Origin of the sequence: Pseudomonas sp. NPDC089428, from assembly GCF_044749325.1 — a bacterium.
GTDB lineage: Bacteria > Pseudomonadota > Gammaproteobacteria > Pseudomonadales > Pseudomonadaceae > Aquipseudomonas.
Genome location: NZ_JBIVHT010000006.1, coordinates 284267 through 309692, shown reverse-complemented (window position 1 = coordinate 309692; position 25426 = coordinate 284267). Strand labels below are relative to the sequence as shown.

The 25426-nt window shown below is 63.0% G+C and carries 26 protein-coding genes and 1 pseudogene; 25 read left to right on the top strand and 2 right to left on the bottom strand.

Features of this window, described 5'->3' with window-relative positions; genetic code table 11:
- Window positions 1-23: 23 nt before the first annotated feature.
- From ACIPZ5_RS14695 to rpoS, 8 genes are all read left to right on the top strand, one after another.
- Window positions 24-1136, top strand: a complete 1113-nt coding sequence (locus ACIPZ5_RS14695; protein ID WP_400809351.1) for an S-(hydroxymethyl)glutathione dehydrogenase/class III alcohol dehydrogenase — start codon at window positions 24-26, stop codon at window positions 1134-1136.
- A gap of 8 nt (window positions 1137-1144) precedes the next feature.
- The gene (gene fghA / locus ACIPZ5_RS14690) at window positions 1145-1999 is read left to right on the top strand and encodes an S-formylglutathione hydrolase (RefSeq protein ID WP_343598596.1); all 855 of its coding nucleotides are present in this window, start codon (window positions 1145-1147) and stop codon (window positions 1997-1999) included.
- Between the two features lie 76 nt (window positions 2000-2075).
- Entirely contained in the window at window positions 2076-2549 is a 474-nt protein-coding gene (gene ispF, locus ACIPZ5_RS14685) for a 2-C-methyl-D-erythritol 2,4-cyclodiphosphate synthase (protein ID WP_261942972.1), read from the top strand.
- Complete coding sequence (gene truD / locus ACIPZ5_RS14680; RefSeq protein ID WP_400809348.1) at window positions 2546-3604, top strand: tRNA pseudouridine(13) synthase TruD; 1059 nt, start codon at window positions 2546-2548, stop codon at window positions 3602-3604. Before ispF ends, truD begins: the two co-directional genes overlap by 4 nt.
- Window positions 3592-4341 (top strand): 5'/3'-nucleotidase SurE, encoded by a 750-nt coding sequence (gene surE, locus ACIPZ5_RS14675; RefSeq protein ID WP_343598598.1) that lies wholly within the window; start codon window positions 3592-3594, stop codon window positions 4339-4341. Before truD ends, surE begins: the two co-directional genes overlap by 13 nt.
- Before the next feature lie 41 nt (window positions 4342-4382).
- On the top strand, window positions 4383-5021 hold the full coding sequence (locus tag ACIPZ5_RS14670; RefSeq protein WP_177326721.1) for a protein-L-isoaspartate(D-aspartate) O-methyltransferase: 639 nt from the start codon (window positions 4383-4385) through the stop codon (window positions 5019-5021).
- A 160-nt stretch (window positions 5022-5181) separates the two neighbouring features.
- A complete protein-coding gene (locus ACIPZ5_RS14665) occupies window positions 5182-6039 on the top strand; it encodes a peptidoglycan DD-metalloendopeptidase family protein (RefSeq protein WP_343598599.1) in 858 nt (285 codons plus the stop codon).
- Window positions 6040-6147: 108 nt separating this feature from the next.
- Complete coding sequence (gene rpoS, locus ACIPZ5_RS14660) at window positions 6148-7155, top strand: RNA polymerase sigma factor RpoS (RefSeq protein WP_016392283.1); 1008 nt, start codon at window positions 6148-6150, stop codon at window positions 7153-7155.
- A gap of 603 nt (window positions 7156-7758) precedes the next feature.
- On the opposite strand, the gene fdxA is transcribed toward rpoS, so the two are convergent.
- Complete coding sequence (gene fdxA, locus ACIPZ5_RS14655; RefSeq protein ID WP_051097441.1) at window positions 7759-8082, bottom strand: ferredoxin FdxA; 324 nt, start codon at window positions 8080-8082, stop codon at window positions 7759-7761.
- Between the two features lie 140 nt (window positions 8083-8222).
- The gene (gene mutS / locus ACIPZ5_RS14650; protein WP_343598600.1) at window positions 8223-10796 is read right to left on the bottom strand and encodes a DNA mismatch repair protein MutS; all 2574 of its coding nucleotides are present in this window, start codon (window positions 10794-10796) and stop codon (window positions 8223-8225) included.
- 149 nt (window positions 10797-10945) lie between these two features.
- On the opposite strand from mutS, the gene ACIPZ5_RS14645 reads away from it, so the two are divergent.
- The 17 genes and pseudogenes from ACIPZ5_RS14645 (at window position 10946) to ACIPZ5_RS14565 (ending at window position 25412) form a co-directional block, all read left to right on the top strand.
- The gene (locus ACIPZ5_RS14645) at window positions 10946-11683 is read left to right on the top strand and encodes a S24 family peptidase (RefSeq protein ID WP_261942976.1); all 738 of its coding nucleotides are present in this window, start codon (window positions 10946-10948) and stop codon (window positions 11681-11683) included.
- Between the two features lie 479 nt (window positions 11684-12162).
- Entirely contained in the window at window positions 12163-12501 is a 339-nt protein-coding gene (locus ACIPZ5_RS14640; protein ID WP_060479503.1) for a phage holin family protein, read from the top strand.
- 11 nt (window positions 12502-12512) lie between these two features.
- A complete protein-coding gene (locus ACIPZ5_RS14635; protein WP_343598601.1) occupies window positions 12513-13010 on the top strand; it encodes a hypothetical protein in 498 nt (165 codons plus the stop codon).
- Window positions 13007-13567, top strand: coding sequence for a phage baseplate assembly protein V (locus ACIPZ5_RS14630; protein ID WP_400809343.1), 561 nt, complete (start codon window positions 13007-13009; stop codon window positions 13565-13567). The genes ACIPZ5_RS14635 and ACIPZ5_RS14630 overlap by 4 nt, the downstream gene beginning before the upstream one ends.
- Window positions 13568-13639: 72 nt before the next feature.
- Window positions 13640-13966 (top strand): GPW/gp25 family protein, encoded by a 327-nt coding sequence (locus ACIPZ5_RS14625; RefSeq protein WP_085675630.1) that lies wholly within the window; start codon window positions 13640-13642, stop codon window positions 13964-13966.
- Window positions 13963-14844 (top strand): baseplate J/gp47 family protein, encoded by an 882-nt coding sequence (locus ACIPZ5_RS14620; protein ID WP_343598603.1) that lies wholly within the window; start codon window positions 13963-13965, stop codon window positions 14842-14844. The genes ACIPZ5_RS14625 and ACIPZ5_RS14620 overlap by 4 nt, the downstream gene beginning before the upstream one ends.
- Window position 14845: 1 nt before the next feature.
- The gene (locus tag ACIPZ5_RS14615; protein ID WP_400809339.1) at window positions 14846-15454 is read left to right on the top strand and encodes a phage tail protein I; all 609 of its coding nucleotides are present in this window, start codon (window positions 14846-14848) and stop codon (window positions 15452-15454) included.
- A pseudogene (locus ACIPZ5_RS14610) lies at window positions 15447-16520 on the top strand (phage tail protein); the annotation flags it as partial. The gene ACIPZ5_RS14615 and the pseudogene ACIPZ5_RS14610, both read left to right, overlap by 8 nt.
- A gap of 1259 nt (window positions 16521-17779) precedes the next feature.
- Window positions 17780-18361, top strand: coding sequence for a hypothetical protein (locus ACIPZ5_RS14605; protein ID WP_400809337.1), 582 nt, complete (start codon window positions 17780-17782; stop codon window positions 18359-18361).
- Between the two features lie 115 nt (window positions 18362-18476).
- Window positions 18477-19643: a phage tail sheath subtilisin-like domain-containing protein gene (locus ACIPZ5_RS14600; RefSeq protein ID WP_400809335.1), complete on the top strand. Its 1167-nt coding sequence runs from the start codon at window positions 18477-18479 to the stop codon at window positions 19641-19643.
- A gap of 13 nt (window positions 19644-19656) precedes the next feature.
- Window positions 19657-20166: a phage major tail tube protein gene (locus tag ACIPZ5_RS14595; protein WP_400809333.1), complete on the top strand. Its 510-nt coding sequence runs from the start codon at window positions 19657-19659 to the stop codon at window positions 20164-20166.
- Window positions 20167-20176: 10 nt separating this feature from the next.
- A complete protein-coding gene (locus tag ACIPZ5_RS14590; RefSeq protein WP_400809331.1) occupies window positions 20177-20479 on the top strand; it encodes a phage tail assembly protein in 303 nt (100 codons plus the stop codon).
- Between the two features lie 125 nt (window positions 20480-20604).
- Window positions 20605-22761: a hypothetical protein gene (locus ACIPZ5_RS14585; RefSeq protein WP_400809329.1), complete on the top strand. Its 2157-nt coding sequence runs from the start codon at window positions 20605-20607 to the stop codon at window positions 22759-22761.
- A gap of 9 nt (window positions 22762-22770) precedes the next feature.
- A complete protein-coding gene (locus ACIPZ5_RS14580; protein WP_400809327.1) occupies window positions 22771-23616 on the top strand; it encodes a phage tail protein in 846 nt (281 codons plus the stop codon).
- The gene (locus ACIPZ5_RS14575) at window positions 23591-23797 is read left to right on the top strand and encodes a tail protein X (RefSeq protein WP_400809325.1); all 207 of its coding nucleotides are present in this window, start codon (window positions 23591-23593) and stop codon (window positions 23795-23797) included. The genes ACIPZ5_RS14580 and ACIPZ5_RS14575 overlap by 26 nt, the downstream gene beginning before the upstream one ends.
- Before the next feature lie 4 nt (window positions 23798-23801).
- Window positions 23802-24836, top strand: a complete 1035-nt coding sequence (locus ACIPZ5_RS14570; protein ID WP_400809322.1) for a phage late control D family protein — start codon at window positions 23802-23804, stop codon at window positions 24834-24836.
- A 27-nt stretch (window positions 24837-24863) separates the two neighbouring features.
- A complete protein-coding gene (locus ACIPZ5_RS14565) occupies window positions 24864-25412 on the top strand; it encodes a glycoside hydrolase family 19 protein (RefSeq protein ID WP_400809321.1) in 549 nt (182 codons plus the stop codon).
- Window positions 25413-25426 lie beyond the last annotated feature (14 nt).

The window sequence follows — 25426 nt, the reverse complement described above, 5'->3', positions numbered from 1 at the left end:
ATCCACTGTCTGGAGACCCTGTGATGATCAAGTCCCGTGCTGCCGTTGCCTTCGAGGCCAAGAAACCCCTGGAAATCGTCGAAGTCGACGTGGCCATGCCCAAGGCTGGCGAGGTGCTGCTGCGGGTGGTCGCCAGCGGCGTCTGCCACACCGACGCCTACACCCTGTCCGGCGCCGACCCGGAAGGCATCTTCCCGTCGATCCTCGGCCATGAAGGTGGTGCGATCGTCGAAGCCGTGGGCGAGGGCGTGACCTCGGTGGCGGTGGGCGATCACGTGATCCCGCTGTATACCCCCGAATGCGGCAAGTGCAAGTTCTGCCTCTCGGGCAAGACCAACCTGTGCCAGGCCATCCGCGCCACCCAGGGCAAGGGCCTGATGCCCGACGGCACCACCCGCTTCTCGTACAAGGGCCAGCAGCTGTTCCACTACATGGGCACTTCGACGTTCTCGGAGTACACCGTGTTGCCGGAAATCTCTGTGGCCAAGATCCAGAAGGAAGCACCGCTGGAGAAGGTCTGCCTGCTCGGTTGCGGCGTCACCACCGGTATCGGCGCGGTGCTCAACACCGCCAAGGTCAAGTCGGGTGACACCGTGGCCATCTTCGGCCTCGGCGGCATCGGCCTGTCGGCAGTCATCGGTGCAGTCAAGGCCAAGGCCTCGCGCATCATTGCCATCGACATCAACCCGGCCAAGTTCGAGATCGCCCGCCAACTGGGCGCCACCGACTGCATCAACCCGAAAGACTACGACCGCCCGATCCAGGAAGTGATCGTCGACCTCACCGACGGTGGCGTGGACTTCTCCTTCGAGTGCATCGGCAACGTGCAACTGATGCGCGCGGCCCTGGAATGCTGCCACAAAGGTTGGGGCGAGTCGGTGATCATCGGTGTCGCCGGTGCCGGCCAGGAAATCGCCACCCGCCCGTTCCAGCTGGTAACCGGCCGCGTCTGGCGCGGTTCGGCGTTCGGCGGCGTGCGTGGCCGCAGCGAGCTGCCAAGCTACGTGGACATGGCCGAGAAGGGCGAGATCCCGCTGGATACCTTCATCACCCACACCATGGGCCTGGAGGACATCAACAAGGCCTTCGATCTGATGCACGAAGGCAAGAGCATTCGCAGCGTGATCCACTTCTGAGGTCAGCCATGAGCCTGGATAACATCTCCTGCCAGAAGAGCTTCGGCGGCTGGCACAAGCGTTACCGGCATCACTCGAAGGTGCTGGGCTGCGACATGGTGTTTGCTGTCTACCTGCCACCGCAGGCCGAGCAGGGTGAGAAGCTGCCAGTGCTGTACTGGCTCAGCGGCCTCACCTGCACCGACGAGAACTTCATGCAGAAGGCAGGCGCCCAGCGCCTGGCCGCCGAGCTTGGGCTGATCATTGTCGCCCCCGACACCAGCCCGCGTGGCGAGCAGGTGCCGGGCGACCCTGACGGCGCCTGGGACTTCGGCCTTGGCGCCGGGTTCTACCTCAACGCCACCCAGCAGCCTTGGGCGCAGCACTACCGTATGCACGACTATGTGGTGCACGAGCTGCCGGCACTGATCGAGGCGCACTTCCCGGCGTCCGGCCAGCGCAGCATCAGCGGCCACTCCATGGGCGGGCACGGCGCGCTGGTGTGCGCCTTGCGCAACCCGGGGCGCTACCGCTCGGTGTCGGCGTTCTCGCCGATCAGCAACCCGATGGATTGCCCGTGGGGTGAGAAGGCCTTCAGCCGCTACCTGGGTGAGGACCGCGCGCGCTGGCGCGAATGGGATGCCAGTGTGCTGCTGGCGGAAACGCCAGCAGGCGAGTGCCCGCCGCTGCTGGTGGATCAGGGCGATCGTGATGACTTCCTCGAGAAGCAGCTCAAGCCTGAAGCACTGGAACAGGCCGCACGCAAAGGCGGGCATCAACTGACCCTGCGCCTGCAGCCCGGCTATGACCACAGCTACTACTTCATCGCCAGCTTCATCGACGAGCACCTGCGCCATCATGCGATGGCATTGGGGCGGGTGTAACAGCCTGGTCCAAAAGCCGCCCAACCTCCTGCAAAGCAGGTAGAATCACGCCCTGACTCAATCAGGGCGTTTTTCTATGCGTATTGGCCACGGCTACGATGTGCACCGTTTCTGCGACGGTGATTTCATTACCCTGGGTGGGGTGCGTATCCCCCACAAATACGGCCTCCTGGCCCATTCCGACGGTGACGTGCTGCTGCACGCCCTGAGCGATGCCTTGCTCGGCGCTGCGGCGCTGGGGGACATCGGCAAGCATTTCCCCGACACCGACCCGCAGTTCAAGGGCGCCGACAGCCGCGTGCTGCTGCGTCATGTGGTCGCTATCGTCAAGGCCAAGGGCTGGCAGGTCGGCAATGTCGACGCCACTATCGTTGCCCAGGCCCCGAAAATGGCCCCGCATATCGAAACCATGCGCCAACTGATTGCCCAAGACCTGCAGGTCGAACTCGACCAGGTCAACGTCAAGGCCACCACCACCGAGAAGCTCGGCTTCACAGGCCGCGAGGAGGGCATTGCCGTGCATGCGGTTGCCCTGCTGCTGCCAGCATGACCGAACTGGACCTGCTGGGCCCGCGCGCGTCGGGTGAGTCGTTGGGCAGCGCAGTGCTCAAGGCCGTGGCTGAAGACTTCCAGGTCGACGAGGTGCTGGACATTCCGTTGTCCGGCCAGGGCGAGCACCTGTGGCTGTGGGTCGAGAAGCGTGACCTCAACACCGAAGAAGCCGCCCGCCGCCTGGCCCGTGCTGCGGGTGTGCCGGTGCGCGCCATCAGCTACGCCGGCCTCAAGGATCGCCAGGCCCTGACCCGCCAGTGGTTCAGCCTGCACTTGCCGGGCAAGGCCGACCCTGACCTGTCGCGTGCCGAAGACGGCACCCTGCGCGTGCTGAAGCAGGTGCGCCACCAGCGCAAGCTGCAACGCGGCGCCCATTCGGCGAACGGCTTCACCCTGCGCCTGACCGCCCTCGCGGCCGACCGCCAAGCCCTAGATGCGCGCCTGGAGCAGCTCAAGCAGCAGGGCGTGCCGAACTATTTCGGTAGCCAGCGGTTCGGCCACGGCGGTGGCAACGTCCACGACGCTCAGGACTGGGCCGCGCGCAAGGCCCTGCCGGAACAGCGCAACGTACGTTCGCGCCTGCTTTCGGCGGCGCGCAGCTATGTGTTCAACCAGGTGCTGGCGGCGCGTGTCGCCGATGGCAGCTGGCAGCGCGCCCAGGTCGGGGATCTGCTGGCGTTCACCGACAGCCGTAGTTTCTTTCCAGCGGGCGAGCAGGAATGTTCTGATCCTCGCCTGGGAATTCTTGACCTGCATCCGACCGGCCCGATGTGGGGAGAAGGCCCTTCTCCCGCGGCCGGCGCTACCTTCGAACTGGAGACGGCGGTCGGCGAGCGGCACCTGGCACTTTGCCAATGGCTCGCGTATGCGGGCATGAGTCACGAACGGCGCATCCTGCGGCTCCCTATTGGCGGCCTGACGTGGCATTATCCCGAGCCTGATATCCTGCAACTGGAATTCGTCCTTCCGGCCGGATGCTTCGCCACCGTGGTGGTGCGCGAACTCGTCGATCTGGTGCCGGCAGGGCAGACGGACAGCCCATGCGTATTCTGATTTCGAATGACGACGGTGTTACGGCACCGGGCCTCGCCGCGCTACACGGTGCGCTGGCGGATTATGCCGAGTGCGTGGTGATCGCCCCGGACCAAGACAAGAGCGGCGCCGGCAGTTCGCTGACGCTGGACCGGCCGCTGCACCCGCAAACCCTGGCCAACGGCTTCATCAGCCTCAACGGCACGCCTACCGATTGCGTGCACCTGGGGCTCAACGGCCTGTTGCCAGAGCCTGTGGATCTGGTCGTCTCGGGCATCAACCTGGGGGCTAACCTGGGTGATGACGTGATCTATTCCGGCACGGTCGCCGCTGCGCTGGAGGGCCGCTTCCTGGGCGGCACCTCGCTGGCGTTTTCGCTGTTGTCGCGGATGCCCGACAACCTGCCGACCGCCGCCCACATCGCACGCCGTCTGGTGGAGGCGCTGCCGCGCCTGCAACTGCCACCGCGGACCGTGCTCAACGTCAATATCCCCAACCTGCCGCTGGAGCACATCCGTGGCATCCAGCTCACCCGCCTCGGTCACCGGGCGCGGGCGGCGGCGCCAACCAAGGTGGTCAACCCGCGCGGCAAGGAAGGCTACTGGATCGCCGTAGCCGGCGATGCCGAGGATGGCGGGCCGGGCACCGACTTCCATGCCGTCATGCAAGGCTACGTGTCGATCACCCCGTTGCAGCTGGACCGTACGTTCAACGATGCCTTCGAACAGCTCGACGGCTGGCTGGAGGGCCTGCTCTGATGCGTGAACAGGACGATCTGCAGCGCCGGGGCGGTATCGGCATGACTTCGCAGCGGACCCGCGAGCGGCTGATCCAGCGTCTCTATGAGGAAGGCGTGTCGAACGCCAAGGTGCTTGACGTGATTCGCCGTACCCCGCGCCACCTGTTCGTCGATGAGGCGCTGGCGCACCGGGCATACGAAGACACGGCACTGCCGATCGGGCACAACCAGACCATCTCCCAGCCGTTCATGGTGGCGCACATGAGCGAGCTGCTGCTGGAGGCGGGGCCGCTGGACAAGGTACTGGAGATCGGCACCGGTTCCGGCTACCAGACCGCGATCCTGGCACAGCTGGTCGAGCGGGTGTTTTCGGTGGAACGGATCAAGGTGCTGCAGGATCGGGCCAAGGAGCGCCTGGTCGAGCTCAACCTGCGCAATGTAGTGTTCCGCTGGGGCGACGGCTGTGACGGCTGGCAGGCGCTGGCGCCCTACAACGGCATCATCGTCACCGCGGTGGCCCCTGAAGTGCCGCAAGCGCTGCTCGACCAGCTGGCACCGGGAGGGCGGATGGTGATACCGGTGGGCCCGGCCGGCGAGGTGCAACAGCTGATGCTGATCGTGCGCGAAGAGCACGGCTTCTCTCGTCGGGTACTGGGGGCAGTGCGTTTCGTGCCGCTGCTCAACGGTCCGCTGGCCTGAGCAGCCAGGAATATTTGCAGCAGCAACGAATTCTTGCGGCACGGCCCTGTCTATCTGGCGGGGCCTGGGCTCTGCCAATGCCGTCTGGCTTGGTTATAATTGCAACAATATTGCATTTCATATCGTATTATCGTTTTTCGGCACCATGAGGGGAGCGCGGGTGGGGCACACAGTCATTCGGCAGCGCAAGGATCGGTCGGGTTTCAAGCTTCTGGTGATTGCACTGGCCATGGGCACCCTGCTGACAGGTTGCTCCAGCACAGGCTCCAGCGGTGCGCGCGTGGTCGACCGCAACACGGCTGCGCCCAAGCGACCTGCAGTGACCTCCGGGCAGTACGTCGTCAAGCCTGGCGATACGCTCTTCTCCATCGCATTCCGCTACGGTTGGGACTACAAGGAACTGGCCGCGCGTAACGGCATTGCCGCCCCGTACACCATCCGCCCGGGCCAGGCGATCCGTTTCAACAGCGGGTCCAGCAGCAGCACCACGGTGGTCTCCAGCCCTTCTTCCTCGAGCAGGACAACGGTCATTCGTCGCCCTGCTGGAACGCCTATAACCCCGCCTCAAAATGGCGGAAAATCGACGCCAACAACGCCCGCAACGCCTGCCACGGTGGTTACCACGGTGCCCGCTGCAGAGCGGGCGGTGGGCGGCTGGACGTGGCCAGCCAATGGCGTGCTGATTGGTAAATTTGCTTCAAACGGTAGTTTGAATAAAGGCATTGATATCGCCGGTGATTTGGGACAGCCTGTTTTTGCTGCGTCTGATGGTGCGGTGGTCTACGCCGGGAGTGGCTTGAGGGGCTACGGCGAACTGATCATCATCAAGCACAGCGACACCTACGTCAGTGCCTACGGTCACAACCGCAGGCTGTTGGTTCGGGAGGGGCAGCAGGTCAAGGCAGGGCAGTCGATTGCTGAAATGGGGTCCACGGGCACTGATCGGGTGAAGCTGCATTTCGAGATTCGCCGCCAGGGCAAACCCGTCGATCCGCTCCAGTTCCTGCCACGTCGTTGATCGTTGTACCCGGCCTGTTCCTGTGATGTAGAGGGGACAGGCTCCTGCGTTGCCAAGGAGACAGGCGCCGCACGAGTCTGAGTTCGAACTCAGCAAAGGACTATAACAATGGCTCTCAGTAAAGAAGCGCCGGAGTTTGACATCGACGATGACGTCCTCCTCATGGAGACGGGCATCGTTTTGGAAACGGATGTGGTGTCAGACGAACCTGCTGTACCTTCGGTTCGGACCAGGGCCAAATCAGGCTCTTCGCTCAAGCAGCACAAGTACATCGATTACAGCCGGGCGCTCGATGCTACCCAGCTGTATCTCAACGAGATCGGATTCTCGCCTCTGCTTTCGCCGGAAGAGGAAGTCCATTTTGCGCGCCTGTCGCAAAAGGGTGATCCTGCCGGCCGCAAACGCATGATCGAAAGCAACCTGCGCCTGGTTGTGAAAATTGCCCGTCGTTACGTCAACCGTGGCCTTTCGCTGCTCGACCTGATCGAGGAGGGCAACCTGGGGTTGATCCGCGCGGTGGAAAAATTCGACCCGGAGCGCGGTTTCCGCTTCTCTACTTACGCGACCTGGTGGATCCGCCAGACCATCGAGCGGGCGATCATGAATCAGACCCGCACCATTCGCCTGCCGATCCACGTGGTCAAGGAGCTCAACGTCTACCTGCGGGCTGCGCGGGAACTGACCCAGAAGCTCGACCACGAACCGTCGCCGGAGGAAATCGCCACGCTGCTGGAAAAACCGGTCGCCGAGGTCAAGCGCATGCTGGGCCTGAACGAGCGTGTATCTTCGGTGGACGTGTCGCTCGGCCCGGATTCGGACAAGACCCTGCTCGACACGCTGACCGATGATCGCCCGACCGATCCGTGCGAACTGCTGCAGGATGACGACCTCTCGCAGAGCATCGACCAGTGGCTGGGTGAACTGACCGACAAGCAGCGCGAGGTGGTGGTGCGCCGCTTTGGCCTGCGCGGGCACGAAAGCAGCACGCTGGAAGATGTTGGCCTGGAGATCGGCCTGACCCGTGAACGCGTGCGGCAGATCCAGGTGGAGGGCCTCAAGCGCCTGCGCGAAATCCTCGAGAAGAACGGGCTTTCCAGCGAGTCGCTGTTCCAGTAAACCTTGCTTCACGGTATCCAAAGCGCCCCGATGACCTCGGGGCGTTTTTGTTTCCAGGATTTCGGTGAACGGGCCTCTTCGCGGGCAAGCCCGCTCCCACAAGGGAAGTGCAAGACTTAAAACTGTCCAGACCCTGGGGGAGTGGGCTTGCCCGCGAAGAGGCCGGTACAGGTGGTTGGAAATCAGAAGTCGACAACTGTGTAAGGCGCTACCCCTGATGCATGACGTGTAAGCCTTTGCTTACTCTTTATGTAAGCCATCTGTGTAGCTACCAGTAAATCAAAGCCGTTTTCAGATCTGGTTTATTCGTAAGCATCTGAAATGTATGTATTTTTTGGCTGTGTGGAAATGTGTCCCCAGTAACATTCTGAGAGATCTCGCAGTTGCCTGGCTCAGGGAACTCGCTAGTATTCGAACTGTGCACACGGACATGCACAGGCTTTCAGGGAGAAGGCCAAGGACATCGCAAGAAGCGATTTCATCAGGACGATGTTTGGGACAAGCAGGGACTACGGAAAAAATGTGGGCGGGTCATACCGCCCCTTTTTTTTGCCCGTAGAAAATGAAAAAGGCCCGTTGCGGGCCTTTTTCGTGTCTGGGCGCTTAGCGCTCCAGGTCGGCGATCTTGCCGGTCTTGCCGTCCCACTCTTCAGCGTCGGGCAGGGCGTCTTTACGCTCGGTGATGTTCGGCCAGATTTCCGCCAGCTCGGCGTTGAGCTCGATGAAGTTTTCCATGCCTGCGGGGATCTCGTCTTCCGAGAAGATCGCCTGGGCCGGGCACTCAGGCTCGCACAGTGCACAGTCGATGCACTCGTCCGGGTGAATCACCAGGAAGTTCGGGCCTTCGTAGAAGCAGTCCACCGGACAGACTTCCACGCAGTCGGTGTATTTGCATTTGATGCAGTTGTCGGTGACGACGAAGGTCATTTCTAGTTCTCTCCTCAGGCGACGGCGGCGGCCCTTCCTCTCAGGGCCGCGCGGTTTACGGGCATGTGGCTGCAGGCCAGGCTAATAACCTGCAGCACCAGCAAACCGCGGCGGATTCTACCAGCTTGTAGTGGGCGCCGTTATAACAGGTTCTTTAGTTGATATAGCGTTTCGATAGCTTGACGCGGGGTCATCTCATCCAGGTCCAGCTTGCCCAGCTTCTCGATGGCCGGGTGTGGCAGGCTGGCGAACAGGTCGCTCTGGTGCGGGACGTGTGGCTCGTCCTTGGCCTTCTTCGTGACCGGTGTTTCATGGGGCAGGCTGGTGGTTTCCAGCCGGCCCAGGTGCTCGCGCGCGCGCAGGATCACTGGCGCCGGCACGCCCGCCAGTTGCGCCACGGCCAGGCCGTAGCTCTGGCTGGCCGGGCCTGGCAGCACATGGTGCAGGAAGACAATACGCTCGTTGTGCTCGGTAGCGTTCAGGTGCACGTTGGCCACCAGCGGTTCACTCTCCGGCAGCACGGTCAGCTCGAAGTAGTGGGTGGCGAACAGGGTGTAGGCTCGTAGCTGGGCCAGGCGCTCGGCGGCGGCCCAGGCCAGCGACAGGCCGTCGAAGGTGCTGGTGCCGCGGCCAACTTCGTCCATCAGCACCAGGCTGCGGTCGGTGGCGTTGTGCAGGATATTGGCGGTTTCGCTCATCTCGACCATGAAGGTCGAGCGCCCGCCGGCCAGGTCGTCGCTGGAGCCGATACGGGTGAAGATGCGGTCGACCAGCGACAGCTCGCAACTGGCTGCCGGAACGAAGCTGCCGATGTGTGCCATCAGCACGATCAGGGCGGTCTGGCGCATGTAGGTGGACTTACCGCCCATGTTCGGGCCGGTGATGATCAGCATGCGCGTGCTGTTGTCCAGGCCCAGGTCGTTGGCCACGAACGGCGTGGTCAGTACCTGCTCGACCACCGGGTGGCGGCCTTGCTCGATGCGCAGGCATGGCTCGTCAGTGAAGCGCGGGCAGTTCAGGTCGAGGTTCAGCGCACGCTCGGCAAGGTTGCTCAGCACGTCGATCTCGGCCAGCGCGGCGGCGCTGTCCTGCAGCGGTGCCAGGTGGCTGATGAGGGTTTCCAGCAGTGCGTCGTAGAGCATCTTCTCGCGTGCCAGGGCGCGGCTCTTGGCCGACAGCGCCTTGTCCTCGAAGGCCTTGAGCTCGGGCGTGATGAAACGCTCGGCGCCCTTGAGGGTCTGGCGGCGGATGTAGTCGCCCGGCGCCTGCTCGGCCTGCTTGGTTGGCAACTCGATGAAGTAGCCATGCACACGGTTGTAGCCGACCTTGAGGTTGGCAAGGCCCGTGCGGGCCTTTTCGCGGGTTTCGAGGTCGATCAGGAACTGGCCGGCGTTCTCGCTGATTGCCAGCAGCTCGTCCAGCTCGCTGTCGTAGCCGGCCTTGAGCACACCGCCATCTCGAATCACCGCTGGCGGGTTGTCGATGATTGCACGCTCCAGCAGGCTGGCCAGCTCCGGGTAGGTCCCGGTGATGGCAGCCAGGCGCGCCAGGTGCGGAGCCTCCAGCTCGCTCATGGCGTTCTGCAGCTCGGGCAGGGCGCCGAGGGCATCGCGCAGGCGCGCCAGGTCGCGCGGGCGGGCATTGCGCAGGCCGATACGGGCGAGTATCCGCTCGATATCACCGATTTCCTTGAGTTGTGGCTGCAGCTTTTCGAAGCGGTAGCCGTCCAGCAGGCAGCGGATCGAATCCTGGCGCGCCTGCAGCACCTTCAGGTCGCGCAGCGGGCGGTTCAGCCAGCGGGTCAGCAGGCGGCTGGCCATCGCGGTCTGACAGCGGTCGATCACCGATTGCAGGGTGTTGTCGCGCCCGCCGGCCAGGTTGACGTCCAGTTCCAGGTTGCGGCGGCTGGCGCCATCCAGAATGACCGTGTCGTCGAGGCGCTCGTGGCGCAGGCTGCGCAGGTGCGGCAGGGCCGTGCGCTGGGTTTCCTTGGCGTAGGTCAGCAGGCAGCCGGCGGCGCCGATGGCCAGGGTCAGCTTGTCACAGCCAAAGCCTTTCAGGTCTTTGGTCGCGAATTGCTGGCACAGGGCCTTGCGCGCCGAATCGCGGTCAAAGTCCCACGGCGCGCGGCGACGGGCGCCCGGGCGCTTTTCGGCGGGCAGGTCGCGTGGCCAGTCGTCGGGGATCAGCAGCTCTACCGGGTTCAGGCGTTCGAGTTCGGCCAGCAGGTTTTCCCAGCCCTTGATTTCCTGCACGCTGAAGTTGCCGCTGGTGATGTCCAGCACCGCCAGGCCGAACAGGCGTTCGTCACCGAGCAGGGCGGCGATCAGGTTGTCGCGGCGCTCGTCGAGCAGGGCCTCGTCACTGACCGTGCCGGGGGTGATGATGCGCACCACCTGGCGTTCCACCGGGCCCTTGCTGGTGGCCGGGTCGCCGATCTGCTCGCAGATCACCACCGATTCGCCAAGCTTGACCAGCTTGGCCAGGTAGCCCTCCAGCGAATGGAACGGAATCCCGCACATGGGGATCGACTGGCCGGCCGACTGACCGCGCGCGGTCAGAGTGATGTCCAGCAGTTTCGCGGCTTTCTTCGCATCTTCGTAGAAGATTTCGTAGAAGTCGCCCATGCGGTAGAACATCAGCTGGTCCGGGTGCTGGTTTTTCAGCTTCCAGTACTGCTGCATCATTGGTGTGTGTGCGGAAAGATCAGACATTCAGGGCCTTACAGCGGGTGATCTGGTTGGCGATTGTGAAACCGGCAATGGTACAGGCTTTTTCAAGCAGATGCAGGCGCGGGCCATGGGGCATGCGCGCGCACCAAGGTGCATTGCATTTGCCGGCGCATGCCTGCATTATGCACGCTATGCAAAAACGCAACGTAGCCACCGTACTCAGAGAACTGCTCGACCGCCACGGCCTGTCCCCGACGGAGCTGTACCGGCGCACGGGCGTCCCTCAATCCACCTTGTCGCGAATTCTCGGCGGCAAGATCGTCGATCCTTCCGACAAGCACGTGTCGAAAATCGCCGACTACTTCGGCGTGAGCACCGAGCAGTTGCGCGGCCGCGCCGAGCTCGGCGAGCCGCGCGAAACTGCGCTGCCGGCCCACGGCCATGCGGACCTCAGCGACATCAGCCTGTGGGACGATGAAACCCCCGTCGAGGATGACGAGGTGTCGGTACCTTTCCTTCGCGAGGTCGAATTGGCAGCAGGATCAGGAAGATTCGTCATCGAAGAGAGCGAGCGTGCGCGGCTGCGTTTCGGCAAGCGCAGCCTGCGGCACAACGGTGTGCAGTTCGACCAGGCCAAGTGCGTGACCGTGCGTGGCAACAGCATGCTGCCGGTATTGCGCGATGGCGCGACGGTTGGCGTGAACACCGGCAAATGCTCGATCGGCGATATCATCGATGGCGACCTCTACGCCATCAACCATAACGGCCAGCTGCGGGTGAAGCAGGTCTACCGCCTGCCTACCGGCATCCGCCTGCGCAGCTTCAACCGTGACGAACACCCCGACGAGGACTACAGCTTCCAGCAGATGCAGGACGAGCAGATCAGCCTGCTCGGGCATGTGTTCTGGTGGGGTATGTACGCGCGCTGACGGCCCCGCTTCCAAGAAACCCGCTTCGGCGGGTTTTTTTTCGCCTGCAGAAAATCCCTACACGCCAGGCCGTGCATGGCCTGCATGCACATCAGCAAAATTTAGTGCATGGAAATGTGAAGAAATGCATTGACTGCATATGCACGAATGCATAGCCTGTATCTCAAGCCGGACGGAAACCGGTTGTTACACAGGCAGCGATGGACAGGCCTCAACTGTCCAGAGGGTTGGCAACTGGCCCGGGTGTGCAGCGTAAAGCACCACGAACAGTTATCCGGCGGGCAGGTGGCCGCGGTCGGAGTCACCAATTTGTAGCGGAACCGTGCGGCGTCACCAGTCGTGGTCGGCGGTTCGCCAACGCATTACTGAAAAGCCCGGCGAGCCGGGCTTTTTGGAATGCCGAGGTTTTTGAAATACGCAGAGTACCCACAACCCGCCTGTTGGCTCCCGTCGACAGGCATTACACAGGAGACAGGACAGTGACGAACGAGCAACAAGCGTTACTGGAGATGCCGCTCTGGCTGGTAATCGTCCTGGCATTGCTGGGCGGCCTGAGCGGCGAAATGTGGCGGGCCGACAAGGCCGGTGCCACCGGCTGGTCACTGCTGCGACGGCTGGCGCTGCGCTCTGGGGCCTGCATGGTCTGCGGCGTGTCGACGGTAATGCTGCTGTATGCCGGCGGCCTGTCGATCTGGGCGGCCAGTGCATTTGGCTGCATGACCGCGGTCGGCGGCGCCGATGTCGCCATGCGGCTGTATGAACGCTGGGCGATCCGGCGCCTGGGCCTGCGCGACAGCACGCAAGCCGACGAGCGATAAGGAGAATATGCATGAGTGAACTGGCCACTTTGCACGCGGCAGTGACCGCAACCATTCGAGAGGCGATGCCGGAGTTGGCGTCGGTCGATGCCTATACCTCTGTAGGAAATGCCCCTGAGCGACCGGCGCTACGCCACGGCATCGTGCAAATGACGGCAGATGCAGCACCGCGTGATGGCCGCTCGGTGCTGATCGCCACCTTCGAGGCGGACATCACCGCCGACAGCGCCAACCCCGAAGCGCGGCTGCAGGGCAGCTTGTTGGCCGCACAGTTGATGGATCTGCTGCGCCAGCAGCATTGGGCACTGGACTTCGTCGAGGCCAGCCGCAACGTGCAGGCGCAGTTCGAGGGCAGCGCCTGGACCGTGCGCTGGGACCAGCCGGTATTGCTTGGCGAAGCACGCTGGAGCTGGCCAGACCAGCCTCCCGGCAGCCTGCTGCTGGGTTTTGCGCCAGATATCGGTTTGGCCAACGAGGCGCATTACAGCGCGCCAGAGGACCTGTCATGAGTTACGTCAGCGCCATGCATGACCGCATGCTGGCGTGCATGGTCATTCCTTGCCGGGTGGTCGCGGTGGACCTTGCTGCCGCTCGGGTGCGGGTGTCCGACGGCAGTGGCTGGACCAGCGCCTGGCTGCGCTGGCACGCCCAGGCAGCCGGCCAGGCCCGGCATTGGCGGGCGCCGAGCCTGGGCGAGCAAGGTGTACTGCTCAGCCCTAGCGGCGAGCCGGCCCAAGGCACGTTCCTGCCCGGCCTTTATGGCAATGCCGGCAGTGCGGCGGATAACCGCGCGCATGCCGAGGTCTGGCGTTTCGCCGATGGTGGTTCACTCAGCTACGACTGGCAGGCCAGCCACTACGACATCCAGTTGCCTGGCGGCAGCGTGACCATCCAGGTCGGCGCCAGCACCGTGCAAGTCAACGACGGGGCGATCAGCCTTCAGGCGCCAGCGATCAACCTCTCTGGCACTGTCACCGTCAACGGCGCGCTGCAGGTCAGCGGCGATATCAAGGGCGGTGGGCGGATCATCGATACCGCCGGCAACACGGCCAATCACAAACACTGACTCAAGCCCGCCCATGCGGGCTTTTTCATACCAGGAGAGTGCCATGCATACCCATGAACAGGGCGGTGCACCATGATCGGCATGGACCGCCGCAGCGGCCAGCCACTGGCCGGCATCGATCATGTGCGCCAGTCGATCGAGGACATCCTCACCACGCCGCTGGGCAGCCGCCGCATGCGCCCGGAGTACGGCAGCCAGTTGCGGCGCTTCGTCGACCTGCCGGTCAACGAGGGCTGGAAAAGCGCCGTGCAAGCCGAAGTGGCCCGCGCATTGGGGCGTTGGGAGCCACGCCTGCAGTTGCAGCGGGTCAAGGTCGTTGCGGTGCTCGACGGCCAGGTCAGCCTGGCGTTGAGTGGCCGCTATCTGGGCGACGAAGCGTTGCTGGAGGTGAGTGTATGAGCCAGGTCGATCTGTCGAAACTGCCTGCCCCGCAGCTGTTGGAAGACCTCGACTACGAAGCCCTCTATCAGGCCGATCTGGAAACCTTCCGCGAATACCTGGGCGACGCCTGGACCGCCAACCTGGAGAGTGACCCGGTCACCAAGCTGCTTGAGGTCGGCGCCTACCGCAAGCTGCTCAACCGGGCGCGCATCAACGATGCCGCCAAGGCGCTGCTGCTGGCCTACGCCCAGGGCACCGACCTGGACCAGCTGGCCGCCAATGTTGGCCTGCAGCGGCTGGTGATCGAGGCCGAGGACCTGGCCAGCGTGCCGCCCGTCGAAGCCTTGCTGGAGTCGGATGATGCCCTGCGTGAGCGGGTGCAGCTGGTCTATGAAGGCCTGACAACCGCAGGCCCTCGCAACAGTTACATCCTGCATGCCCGCAACGCTTCGGGGCAGGTGGCTGACGCCACCGCCGAAAGCCCGTCGCCGGCGGTGGTGGATGTGACCGTGCTGGGCCTGGAAGGCAACGGCGAGGCCAGTGCCGAGCTGCTGGCGCAGGTGGCGGCATATCTCAACGATGACGACATACGGCCGGTCGCCGACCGGGTCAATGTGCGCAGTGCCGAGATCTTGCCCTATCGCATCGATGCCGTGCTTTACCTGGCCGACAGCGGCCCTGAGTACGAAGCGATCCTCGCCGAGTGCCAGCGCCGCCTTGAGGCCTGGATCAACCCGCGGCGGCGGCTGGGCGTGGAGGTGGCCCGTTCGGGCATCGATGCGCAGTTGCACATCGACGGCGTCAGTCGGGTCGAGCTCAATGGCTGGGCCGACGTTCGCCCGAGCAAGGCCCAGGCAGCCTGGTGCAGCGGCTTCACCTTGAAGCGGGGTGGCTGACATGCAGAGCCTGTTGCCCCTCAACCGATCTGCGCTGGAGCGGGCCATCGAAGTGGCGGCCGATGAGGACCTCAAGGTCAGCCTGCGCCTGCTCTACAACCCCGAAAGTTGCCCCGCGCATCTGCTTTATCACTTGGCCTGGGCCTGGTCGGTGGACCGCTGGGAAGACAGCTGGAGCGATGAGATCAAGCGTTCGGTGATCCGCGCCGCGTTTTTCGTCCATGCCCACAAAGGCACCCTCGGAGCGCTCCGGCGCGTGGTCGAGCCATTCGGCTACCTGATCGAGGTGCAGGAGTGGTGGCAGGCCACACCTCCCGCGCAGGCGGGCACCTTCGCACTGAAGATCGGGGTTTCCGACGCGGGCATCAGCGAGAGCACCTATCAGGAACTGTCATCGCTGATCGACGACGCCCGACCGGTCAGCCGCCACCTGACCGGCCTGGTCATCAGCCTCGAAAGCCGTGGCGCCATTCATGTCGGCTGCGCGATCCAGGACGGCGACGAACTGGACATCTACCCGCTGGCGCCCCGTGACATCGAAGTCATCGGCGCCATCGGGCGTGGCGGCCGCGAACATACAATCGATACCTTGGACATTGCACATGGTTGACCAGACTTCTCAGTTCTACGCCATCCTCACCAATGTGGGCGCGGCGAAACAGGCCAATGCCGATGCCTTGGGCATTGCCTGGAAAATCACCCAGATGGGTGTCGGCGACGCCAACGGCACCGACCCCACCCCCAACGCCACCCAGACCAGCCTGATCAACGAGTGGCGCCGCGCGCCGTTGAACCAGCTGAAGGTGGACGACAACAACAGCGCGATCATCATCGCCGAGCAGGTCATCCCGGCTGATGTCGGCGGCAAGTGGATCCGCGAGATTGCGCTTTACGATGCCGATGGCGACATGGTTGCCGTGGCCAACTGCGCGCCGACCTACAAACCGTTGCTCAGCCAAGGGTCTGGACGTACCCAGGTGGTGCGGATGAATCTGGTGGTGAGCAGTGCCAGTAATGTGCAGCTCAAGATTGATCCGGCGGTGGTGCTGGCTACCCGGGAGTGGGTAACCGAGGAATTGGCTCGGCAGGATTTCAAACATTCGGTGCTGGTGGCGACCACGGCGAACATCGCCTTGAGCGGGTTGCAGACGGTTGATGGTGTAGCGCTTGCTGCTGGCGCACGGGTGCTGGTCAAGAATCAGACGGCGGCCAAGGACAATGGGTTGTATCAAGTGGCGGCGGGCGGCGCATGGACCCGCTGCACTGATGCGGATACCAGTTCCAAAGTGACACCGGGCATGCTGGTACTGGTTGAGCGAGGGACCGTCAACGGGGATAGCGCATGGCAACTTGTGACCGATTCACCCATCAGTCTGGGCGTCACTACTCTGGCATACGAAATGGCTTTTGGGCGAACTGGCGTAGTTACTGGAACCTATCGTAGCGTCTCGGTGGATGCATATGGTCGGGTCGCTGCTGCGACCAACCCGTCCACAGTGGCGGGCTATGGGCTCACCGATGTCTATACCAAAACTCAGGTTGACTCTGCGCTGACTCTTAGGGCGCCTTTGGCGAGCCCTGCATTCACTGGGAACCCAACAGCGCCCACTCAGTTAACTGGTAACAACACTACTCGTTTAGCGACTACAGAATTCGTACAGGCCGCAATCGCTGCACTGGTAGCCTCTTCACCGAGTGCGCTGGACACCTTAAAGGAGCTGGCAGACGCGCTGGGCAACGACCCGAATTTTGCGTCCACCATGTCCACCCAGCTCGGTCTCAAGGCGCCACTGGCGAGTCCTGACTTCACGGGTACTCCGACTGCACCTAACGGAGCGGATGGTGACAGCACCACCCGGATCGCCACCACGTCATTTGTGCAGAAGACGCAGGGCATGGCAGGTTGGGGTCAAGATGGCCAAGTGCGAGCCAACCTCGGTGCCGGTGTCGACCTCAATGCCATCCGCGTGCCAGGATCGTATGGGCAGCCGTTGAGCGCCAACGCCACACTGGCGCTCAACTATCCAGTTGCCACAGCCGGAACGCTTTTAGTTCAGGCAGCGAGCACCACTATTACTACACAGACTTTCACCCAGTACAATACGGGTAAAACTTGGGTGCGGGCGTTCTACAATACTTGGTCGCCCTGGATAGAAAGTGCCGCAATCAATTCTCCAACTTTTACCGGTATCCCCAAGGGGCCAACCCCGGGACGGTTCGATAACACCACCCAGCTTGCTACTACTGCATTTGTTCTCAGTAGAGGCAATCAATTCGGCAATATATACAAATTTACTGGTAACGGTACTGTTGCTGGCGTCTTGGCCCACGTAGGTTCGATTGTCCACTTCTGGGGGGCGTACGTTATGGGCTATACATTGCCCGATGCCAACTCCTTGGGGCTCCCGCTGGGCGCGGTTGTTCGAGTGCACAACTGGAGTACGAATTCGATAACTTTGGGAGTTCAAGGTACAAATGTCATGCAGGCCAGTGCCTCAGCCGGGACTGTCACCACCCTATCTATCCCACCAGATACCTATGTGGATGCTTACTGGTATGGTGAAAGCACTTGGGCACTCGATGGTACTGGTATCGATCGTCTAAAGTTACAGTGGAATAGATACGATTCTACGGCTAACGGATATGCGCGCACCCCTGGTGGAATAATTATTCAATGGGGCGTTGTGGAGGTTCCACAAGCATCAAATGCTGTCGGTTCGGTCGGCCCTACAGCGCTGGTAACGATGCCGCTCACGTTCCCAGGTGCGCCATTACGGGCATTTGCCACAATGAATTTTGTCACCATGTCTACAAATGACGCTCAAGCTCCGGGGACAATCATCGTCTCGAACTCTCAAATTAGGGTTCAAAACAACTACACAGCGTCCGCAGGTTCCGTTTGCTGGTTCTGCATCGGTTATTAAAGGTACAGAGTATGATCAGATACTATTCATCCGCTTCACGCCAAGGTTTCTTTCCATCCGACGTTTTTCAGGCAAAAGATTTACCGGAAGACGCTGAAGAGATCACCTTTGAACAGTATCAGGAGATTCTGGATAAACAATCTAAAGGTAAAATGATCGACTGGACCACTAACCCGCCTTGCTTGCGAGATCGGGAGGTAGTGTGGCCAACAACCAAAGAGTTGGCAGCAAAGATCGACGCTCGTGTAGCGGAAGTCTACGCCACATGGGCACGCTTTGAGCCTGAATACACTTTGCGCGAGAAGGCTGCGCAAGCCTACAAAAATTCAGGTTACGAAGGTGATCCTGGCAACTGGGTTTCGTCGTTCGCGCAGGCGGCTGATTTGAGCAGTAAGGTCGCCGCCAACCGAATTCTCGAACAGGCGGCCACTCTGCGCCAGGCGCAAGAGGACATTGGCGCTCTACGCATGCGTAAGTTTCAGCTGGCTGACCTTGATGATGAGCCACGGTCCGAACTGTATATGCAGCTCGTTGCCGAGATTGATGCCATTGCCGCTTACGCGGATGAGGGTGAGCAAGGCGTGCTGGTTTGACTTTGAGCACGGCCCGACTCACTGACCAATGACGCCCCGCACCGACGGGGCGTTTTCTTTCCTGCTGTACCACCTTGGCCCTGCACTGCAGGGCCTTTGTATATATGGAGTAAACATGACTGGATTCTTCCACGGCGTCACCGTGACCAACGTCGACACCGGTGCCCGCAGCATCGCGCTGCCTTCTTCCTCGATCATCGGCCTGGTCGACACCTTCACCGAAGGCGCTGGCGCCACGGCCAAGGCCAACGACCTGGTGCTGATCACCAGCGAGCGTGAAGCGGTCGCGGCCTTCGGCGAAAACGCCGCCATCACCAAGGCCTGCCGGGCCATCTACAGCCGCGCCAAGGCAGTGATCGTCGCCTGTGGCGTAGCCAAGCTGGACGATGCCGCCGAGCAGACCGCAGCGATCATCGGCAGCGTGCAGGCCGACGGCAAGCGCACCGGCCTGCAGGCGCTGCTCGACGGCAAGAGCCGTTTCAATGCCCAGCCGCGCCTGCTGGCCGCGCCACGCCACAGCGCCACCCAGGCGGTCGGCACCGCATTGGTAGCCCTGGCCGACAAGCTGCGCGGCATCGCCATCATCGACGGCCCCAACACCACCGACGAAGCGGCCATCGACTATGCCGAGAACTTCGGCGCCAAGCGCGCCTTCCTGGTCGACCCGGGCGTGCAGTACTGGGACAACGGCGCGCAAGCCACCGTCGATGCGCCGGGATCGGCCTGGGTCGCCGGCCTGTTCGCCTGGACCGACAGCGAATACGGCTTCTGGGCCTCGCCGTCGAACAAGGAATTCGTCGGCATCACCGGTACCAGCCGCCCGGTGGAGTTCCTCGATGGCGACGACAGCTGCCGTGCCAACCTGCTGAACAACGCCAACATCGCCACCATCATCCGCGATGACGGCTTCCGCCTGTGGGGCAACCGCACCCTGTCCAGCGACCCGAAATGGGCGTTCGTCACCCGCGTGCGGACCATGGACATCGTCATGGACGCGATTCTCTATGGCCACAAGTGGGCGGTCGACCGCGCCATCACCGCCACCTACGTCAAGGACGTCACCGAAGGCCTGCAGGCCTTCATGCGCGACCTGAAGAACCAGGGCGCGATCATCAACTTCGAAGTCTTCGCCGACCCGGAGCTGAACACTGCCAGCCAGCTGGAGCAGGGCAAGGTGTACTGGAACATCCGCTTCACCGACGTGCCGCCTGCCGAAAACCCCAATTTCCGCGTTGAAGTCACTAACCAGTGGCTGACCGAAGTTCTCGATTCCGCCGCTTGAGGAGCGCATCTACATGGCAATGATTCCCGAAACCCTGGCCAACCTGAACCTGTTCGTCGATGGCGTCAGCTTCCAGGGCGATGTACCCAGTCTGACCCTGCCCAAACTCACCCTGAAGATGGAAGAGCACCGCCCCGGCGGCATGGACATGCCGGTCGAGATGGACCTGGGCATGGAGAAGCAGGAAGCGGCCTTCACCACCACTGGCGTGCGCCGTGAAGCGCTGAAGTTCTTCGGCCTGACCGATGGCAGTGGTTTCAACGGCACCTTCCGCGGCGCCTTCAAAGGCCTCAAGGGCAAGATCAATCCGGTGGTGGTGACCCTGCGTGGCACCCTGAAGGAAATCGACATGGGTGACTGGAAGTCCGGCGACAAGGCCGAGATCAAGCACAGCGTCGGCCTGACCTACTACAAGCTCGAAGTCGATGGCCGCCTGATCTACGAGATCGACGCGCTGGGCATGAAGCGCGTGATCGATGGTGTCGACCAGCTGGCCGCACAGCGCGCTGCGCTTGGCCTGTAAGGAGGCGATCATGGCTCACGCGAAAAAGCAGCCGCAATGGCTGACCCTGAGCGACGACCGCGTCACCGTGCGCCTGTCGCGCCCTTGCGAAGCCAACGGCGTGCAGGTCGACAGCCTGTCGCTGCGAGCACCGACCGTGCGCGATATCCGCAACGCGCAGGCCGGTGGTGCGGCCGATGACGAGCAGCGCGAGCTGAACCTGTTCGCGTCGCTGGCCGAGGTCGGCATCAAGGATCTCGAAGGCCTTGCCCTGAAGGATTATGGCCGCCTGCAAAGCGGCTATTTTCGCCTGGTGCAGGACGACGAACTTTGACCCGGTCCGGCAGAAGGCCGCAGCAAAGCGGCTGGCCAAGGAGCTGAACTTTTCCGCGAGCGAAATCATGACCATGTCGTACGGCGACATGGTCTGGTGGCTCGCGCCGTGACTAGGAGGAACCTATGGCGAACACACAGGTGTTCCCCCTCGGGCTCAGCGTCACCGTCGTCAACCCCCTGGGCCTTGCCATAGAGCATCTGCACCGGGATGTCGAACGCCTGCGCAGGCAGGCGGACGGCACCCGGCTTGGCCGCCTCATCGGCGAGGTGATTCGCCTGGGGTTGGAGCTCGGCAAAGTACGCCAGGCCGAACGCCAGCTGGCGTTGGATCAGGAGCAGCAACATGAAGACCAGATTGCCCGGCTGGGCGATGAGGTCGAAGCCGTCGAGCGTTTGCGTCAGCACTACCTGATGCTGGACCGGATAATCGCCGGGTTGGCCCGCTTGAAACCATTCAGGGCGAGCTTGCTCACCAGTACGTTCCGCTCTTCGTTCTCTGTGACACGAGAGGCGATGAGCACTTCAACTGGCCAGCTTTCAGAGGCTGCAGTGCCGGCTAAAGTGGCTTCCCCTGAGTTCAAGGTGGTCCTGGCCAGAGGTGCGTTGGTCGCTGCGGGGCTTGGAATGACTGCGCTGGCTAGCCGTCGTGGTGCTCGCGCAGTCATGCGGCGCCACCCCCGAAACACACAGCAAAGGGTCGCCAGAGTTGCCGGCCAGGAATGGCAAGAGCACCGAGTGGATGCCATTGGCAAGGTCGGCAAGGCGTTTGTAGAGGGCGAGAGTGGCGAGGAAAAGGCGCAGGGTGTTGGTGCTGCGGTTGGCGAGGTGGGCGGCCGTGTGCTGGGGGCTGTGCTTGCCAGGCTGACCACAAGTCGGTTGGCCAGAAAGCATGGCGGCGAAGCGGGTGCCTATCTGGGCGAAGCGTTTGGCAAACGGGTCGCTGGAACGCTGTATGCCTGGGCTACCGAGGATGTCAACGCTCAGCCGGAAACGGACGCAACGCCTGCCGGTACTGCTGCGCAAGCGGCAGATGCGTCGCCTGAGACGTTGCAGCAGGAGCCATCGCAAATGGCCGTGGTCAGAGCTGCGGTGGTCGCTGCAGGGCTTGGGTTGACTGCGCTGGCTGGCCGTCGTGGTGCTCGCGCAGTCTTGCAGCGCCAACCCCGTAACACCCGGCGCAGGATCGCCAGGGTTGCCGGCCAGGAATGGCAAGAGCACCGAGTGGATGCCATTGGCAAGGTCGGCAAGGCGTTGGTAGAGGGCGAGAGTGGCGAGGAAAAGGCGCTGGGTGTTGGTGCTGCGGTCGGCGAGGTGGGCGGCCGTGTGCTGGGGGCTGTGCTTGCCAGGCTGACCACAAGTCGGTTGGCCAGAAAGCACGGCGCCGATGCCGGTGCCTATCTGGGCGACGCTTTCGGCAAGCTGGTCGGAGGCAAGCTGTATGACTGGGTAACTCAGGATGCCAAGGCCGAACCGAGTGCGAGCGTAACGCCCGGCCCTGCTGGCGAACGGGCTGCAAGCGGCTTGCTTGAGCCGAAAGCGCAGGCACAGCCGCAGTCTCAGGAGGCGCCAGCAGTCTTGAAGCAAGGGGATGAAGCGGCAACGCCAGAATCCATTGGGCAGGGGGCTGAAACAGGGGCGCCTGGGGCCTGGAGCTCGCTCCCGCTGCTGAAGAAAGGCACAGGTTTTGGGCTGCCTGGGATTGGCACTCTGTTCAAGAAGGTACCCGGTGCCGCGCTGCTGGATGCGTCCTTGCAGATGGTGGAAACCTATAACAGCGATGACGCGCCCGCCCAGAAGCTGGAGGGCTACGGCAGCGCTGCCGGAGGCCTGGGCGGCACGCTGGCAGGCGCGGCAGCGGGCGCTGCGCTCGGCTCGGTGGTGCCGGTCATCGGCACTGCGATCGGTGGTTTGATCGGCGGTGTGCTGGGCGGTATGGGCGGTGAATCTGCGGGGGGCTGGTTGGGACGTACGGTGGCATCCATCACTGGAAACGATGAGCCTGGCTCAAGCAGTCGGCCTGCGACTCCACTGAACGTGCCGCAGGCGCGCGCAGACCTGCCTTCGCTGCTGCCTTCTGCCCCTGAGCAATCATGGCAGTCTGCCCCTCCTTCCACCATCAACCAGCAATTTACCTTCACCGCCAACATGCCGGTGACCTTCAACAACAGCTTCGACGACCCGACCACCCTGCAACAACTGGAAACCATCGCCCGCCGCGTGCTCGACGACCTGATGCGCCAGGCGCGTTCGGTGCAGATGGCCGATCAACCACAGCCATGAGGAGGACCCATGACTTACCTGGAGCAGTTGCAAGGTGGCCTGCATGCACTGGTCAAGGCGGGCGAGGAGGGGCGTCGGCGTGCCGACGCCATGCTCGACCCGATGAACCAGGCGGTCGGCCATGCCAGGGAGGCGGCCAGCGAACTAGAAGCCCTGCCCTGGATCGGCCCGGAGATCGGCAGGCGCCTGCAGCGCACGATGCGCGCCATCGACTCGGCCAAGCAGCGTGTCGACAAGGTGATCGCCAAGTACGACCAGACCCTCGATGTGGTGCGCAAGGTGCGAGACCGTGTCGATGCCTTTGCTGAGCACCTGGGCAAGGCCGGGGCGGCCATTCGCCGGGTGATCGGGGATGTGCGCTCGGTCGCCAACGGTGTGCTTTCGACCTTCGGCTTCGCGCCGCAGGTTACCCCGGCGGCAGAGGCGATCAAGCCATTCCCGCACCTGCTGGTACTGCAGCCACTCAAGGCCAACGCTGCGCCGTACTACTTCAACCTCGACACCGCCGCCTTCGACCAGTTGCGCCGGCAAACGCGTTTCCGCTGGGCCGGGCAGGATCGCCTGAGCCGCGAGAACGCCCAGCAGGCGGTGAGCCTGGGCGAAGAAAGCATCAGCATTCGTGGTGCGATCTTCCCTGGCTTCAAGGGCGGATTGGGCCAGTTGCAGGCGCTACGAGGCATTGGTCGCCAGTTGCTGCCGCTGTCGCTGACCACCGGTTATGGCGAAGTGCTCGGCACCTGGTGCCTGACCAGCATCGAGGAAGAGCAGGGCGCCTTGCTGGCCGGTGGTATTCCCCGCAAACAAGGTTTTTCACTGGAGTTCGTCAGCTATGGACAAGACCTGCAAAACGTCTGAGGGCGACCTGCTCGATACCCTCTGCCACCACTATTACGGGCACCTCGACGGCAGCGTCGAGGCGGTGTTGCAAGCCAACCAGGGGCTGGCCGAGGAGGCCCAGCCGTTTCGCAGTGGTGTGACCATCCGCCTTCCGACGCTGGCGCTGGCGGCGGTCAGCGTCGTGCAGCTGTGGGACTGATGCCATGCAACCCGTATTTCGCATACAGGCCGATGGCCAGGATATTACTGCGCTGATCAATGACCGCCTGTTGCTGCTGCGCACTACCGACAAACCAGGCATGGAGTCGGATGATTTCGAGCTGCGCATCGACGCCCGCGACGGCGTTGTGGCGTTGCCGGCGCGCGGTGCGCTGATCGAGGTGCATCTGGGATACGCCGGCCAGCCGCTGACCCGGCTGGGGCGTTATACCGTCGATGAGGTCGAACTGTCCGGTCCGCCCGATACCTTGGTAATTCGCGGCAAGGCCAGTGACCTGCGCGGCAGTGGCAGGACCATTCGCAGTGGCAGCTGGGAGGCTGTGCCGCTGCAGCGCATCGTCGCCGAAATCGGCGCGCGTAATGGCTGGCAGATGGCCTGCCCGGTGCTTGTGCAGGTGCCGCGGGTCGATCAGTACAACGAATCGGATTTCAATTTCATCACGCGCCTGGCCCGCCAGTACGACTGCACCGCCAAGCTCGCCGATGGGCAATTGCTGGTGCTGCCGCGCCAGGCCGGGCAGAGCGCCAGCGGCAAACCCCTGGGCATGGTCGGCATCGCCCGCAACGAGGTCAGCCAGTGGCATTTCCGCCTGGATGACAAAGCGGCGCGCAAAGCCGTGCGCACCCGTTATCAAGACGCTGCCGGTGGTGAGTCGAAGACCGTCGAGTTGGTCAACGATGAGGCTGTTGAAGGCCAGCGGCCAGTGCATACCGACCGTCACCTCTACCCCAACCGCGCAGCTGCCGAGCAGGCGGCCAAGGCGCGCCTGGCCAGTTTCAACCGCGATACTGCCCAAGTGCGCCTGGACCTGCCGGGGCGTACCGACCTGTTCGCCGAACGCAGCATCGACCTGCAGGGCTTTGTCGATGGCCTCGACGGGCAGTACCAGATCGATTCGGTGGAGCAGGTGTTCACCGCCTCGGGCTGGCGCACCACGGTGCAGGGTAATGGCGGCAAGGCGGGCAAGGTACAGGCCAAGGGGGCAGCGCCCCGTCGACAGGCCGCGATCAAGGCTTGAAGGACGATACAGGGAAGGAGTGCAGACATGCTCACTGAAACGCAATTGCTACAAATTCTGCCGAACGCCCGCCCCGTTGCGGGCGTTTTTCTTTCGGCACTGAATGCCACCCTGCCGCGCTGGGAAATCGACAACCCCAAGCGGGTGGCGGCGTTCATCGCCCAGGTCGGCCATGAGTCCGGCCAGTTCCGCTACGTGAAGGAGCTGGGCAATGAGCGCTACCTGGCGCGCTACGACACCGGCAGCCTGGCCTTGCGCCTGGGCAATACACCGCAGGCCGATGGCGATGGCCAGTTGTACTGCGGGCGCGGCCTGATCCAGGTGACCGGGCGCAACAACTACCAGGCCTGTAGCCGCGCACTGTTCGGCGACGAGCGCCTGCTGGCGCAGCCACAGCTGCTCGAGCAGCCGCGCTGGGCCTGCGAATCGGCGGCGTGGTTCTGGCATTCGCGTGGGCTTAACGCCCTGGCGGACCGCGGCGAGTTCAACCGCATCACGCGCCATATCAATGGGGGGCTCAATGGCTTGGAGGACCGTCTCAAACTCTGGGCGCGGGCGCGTGAGGTGTTGTGTTGAGCCGATTGCAACTT

Bases quoted from the DNA above. Each gene is read 5' to 3' on its own strand.
- ACIPZ5_RS14695 (WP_400809351.1), top strand. From the start codon at position 24: ATGATCAAGTCCCGTGCTGCCGTTGCCTTCGAGGCCAAGAAACCCCTG.
- fghA (WP_343598596.1), top strand. From the start codon at position 1,145: ATGAGCCTGGATAACATCTCCTGCCAGAAGAGCTTCGGCGGCTGGCAC.
- ispF (WP_261942972.1), top strand. From the start codon at position 2,076: ATGCGTATTGGCCACGGCTACGATGTGCACCGTTTCTGCGACGGTGAT.
- truD (WP_400809348.1), top strand. From the start codon at position 2,546: ATGACCGAACTGGACCTGCTGGGCCCGCGCGCGTCGGGTGAGTCGTTG.
- surE (WP_343598598.1), top strand. From the start codon at position 3,592: ATGCGTATTCTGATTTCGAATGACGACGGTGTTACGGCACCGGGCCTC.
- ACIPZ5_RS14670 (WP_177326721.1), top strand. From the start codon at position 4,383: ATGACTTCGCAGCGGACCCGCGAGCGGCTGATCCAGCGTCTCTATGAG.
- rpoS (WP_016392283.1), top strand. From the start codon at position 6,148: ATGGCTCTCAGTAAAGAAGCGCCGGAGTTTGACATCGACGATGACGTC.
- fdxA (WP_051097441.1), bottom strand. From the start codon at position 8,082: ATGACCTTCGTCGTCACCGACAACTGCATCAAATGCAAATACACCGAC.
- mutS (WP_343598600.1), bottom strand. From the start codon at position 10,796: ATGTCTGATCTTTCCGCACACACACCAATGATGCAGCAGTACTGGAAG.
- ACIPZ5_RS14645 (WP_261942976.1), top strand. From the start codon at position 10,946: ATGCAAAAACGCAACGTAGCCACCGTACTCAGAGAACTGCTCGACCGC.
- ACIPZ5_RS14635 (WP_343598601.1), top strand. From the start codon at position 12,513: ATGAGTGAACTGGCCACTTTGCACGCGGCAGTGACCGCAACCATTCGA.
- ACIPZ5_RS14630 (WP_400809343.1), top strand. From the start codon at position 13,007: ATGAGTTACGTCAGCGCCATGCATGACCGCATGCTGGCGTGCATGGTC.
- ACIPZ5_RS14625 (WP_085675630.1), top strand. From the start codon at position 13,640: ATGATCGGCATGGACCGCCGCAGCGGCCAGCCACTGGCCGGCATCGAT.
- ACIPZ5_RS14620 (WP_343598603.1), top strand. From the start codon at position 13,963: ATGAGCCAGGTCGATCTGTCGAAACTGCCTGCCCCGCAGCTGTTGGAA.
- ACIPZ5_RS14615 (WP_400809339.1), top strand. From the start codon at position 14,846: ATGCAGAGCCTGTTGCCCCTCAACCGATCTGCGCTGGAGCGGGCCATC.
- ACIPZ5_RS14605 (WP_400809337.1), top strand. From the start codon at position 17,780: ATGATCAGATACTATTCATCCGCTTCACGCCAAGGTTTCTTTCCATCC.
- ACIPZ5_RS14600 (WP_400809335.1), top strand. From the start codon at position 18,477: ATGACTGGATTCTTCCACGGCGTCACCGTGACCAACGTCGACACCGGT.
- ACIPZ5_RS14595 (WP_400809333.1), top strand. From the start codon at position 19,657: ATGGCAATGATTCCCGAAACCCTGGCCAACCTGAACCTGTTCGTCGAT.
- ACIPZ5_RS14590 (WP_400809331.1), top strand. From the start codon at position 20,177: ATGGCTCACGCGAAAAAGCAGCCGCAATGGCTGACCCTGAGCGACGAC.
- ACIPZ5_RS14585 (WP_400809329.1), top strand. From the start codon at position 20,605: ATGGCGAACACACAGGTGTTCCCCCTCGGGCTCAGCGTCACCGTCGTC.
- ACIPZ5_RS14580 (WP_400809327.1), top strand. From the start codon at position 22,771: ATGACTTACCTGGAGCAGTTGCAAGGTGGCCTGCATGCACTGGTCAAG.
- ACIPZ5_RS14575 (WP_400809325.1), top strand. From the start codon at position 23,591: ATGGACAAGACCTGCAAAACGTCTGAGGGCGACCTGCTCGATACCCTC.
- ACIPZ5_RS14570 (WP_400809322.1), top strand. From the start codon at position 23,802: ATGCAACCCGTATTTCGCATACAGGCCGATGGCCAGGATATTACTGCG.
- ACIPZ5_RS14565 (WP_400809321.1), top strand. From the start codon at position 24,864: ATGCTCACTGAAACGCAATTGCTACAAATTCTGCCGAACGCCCGCCCC.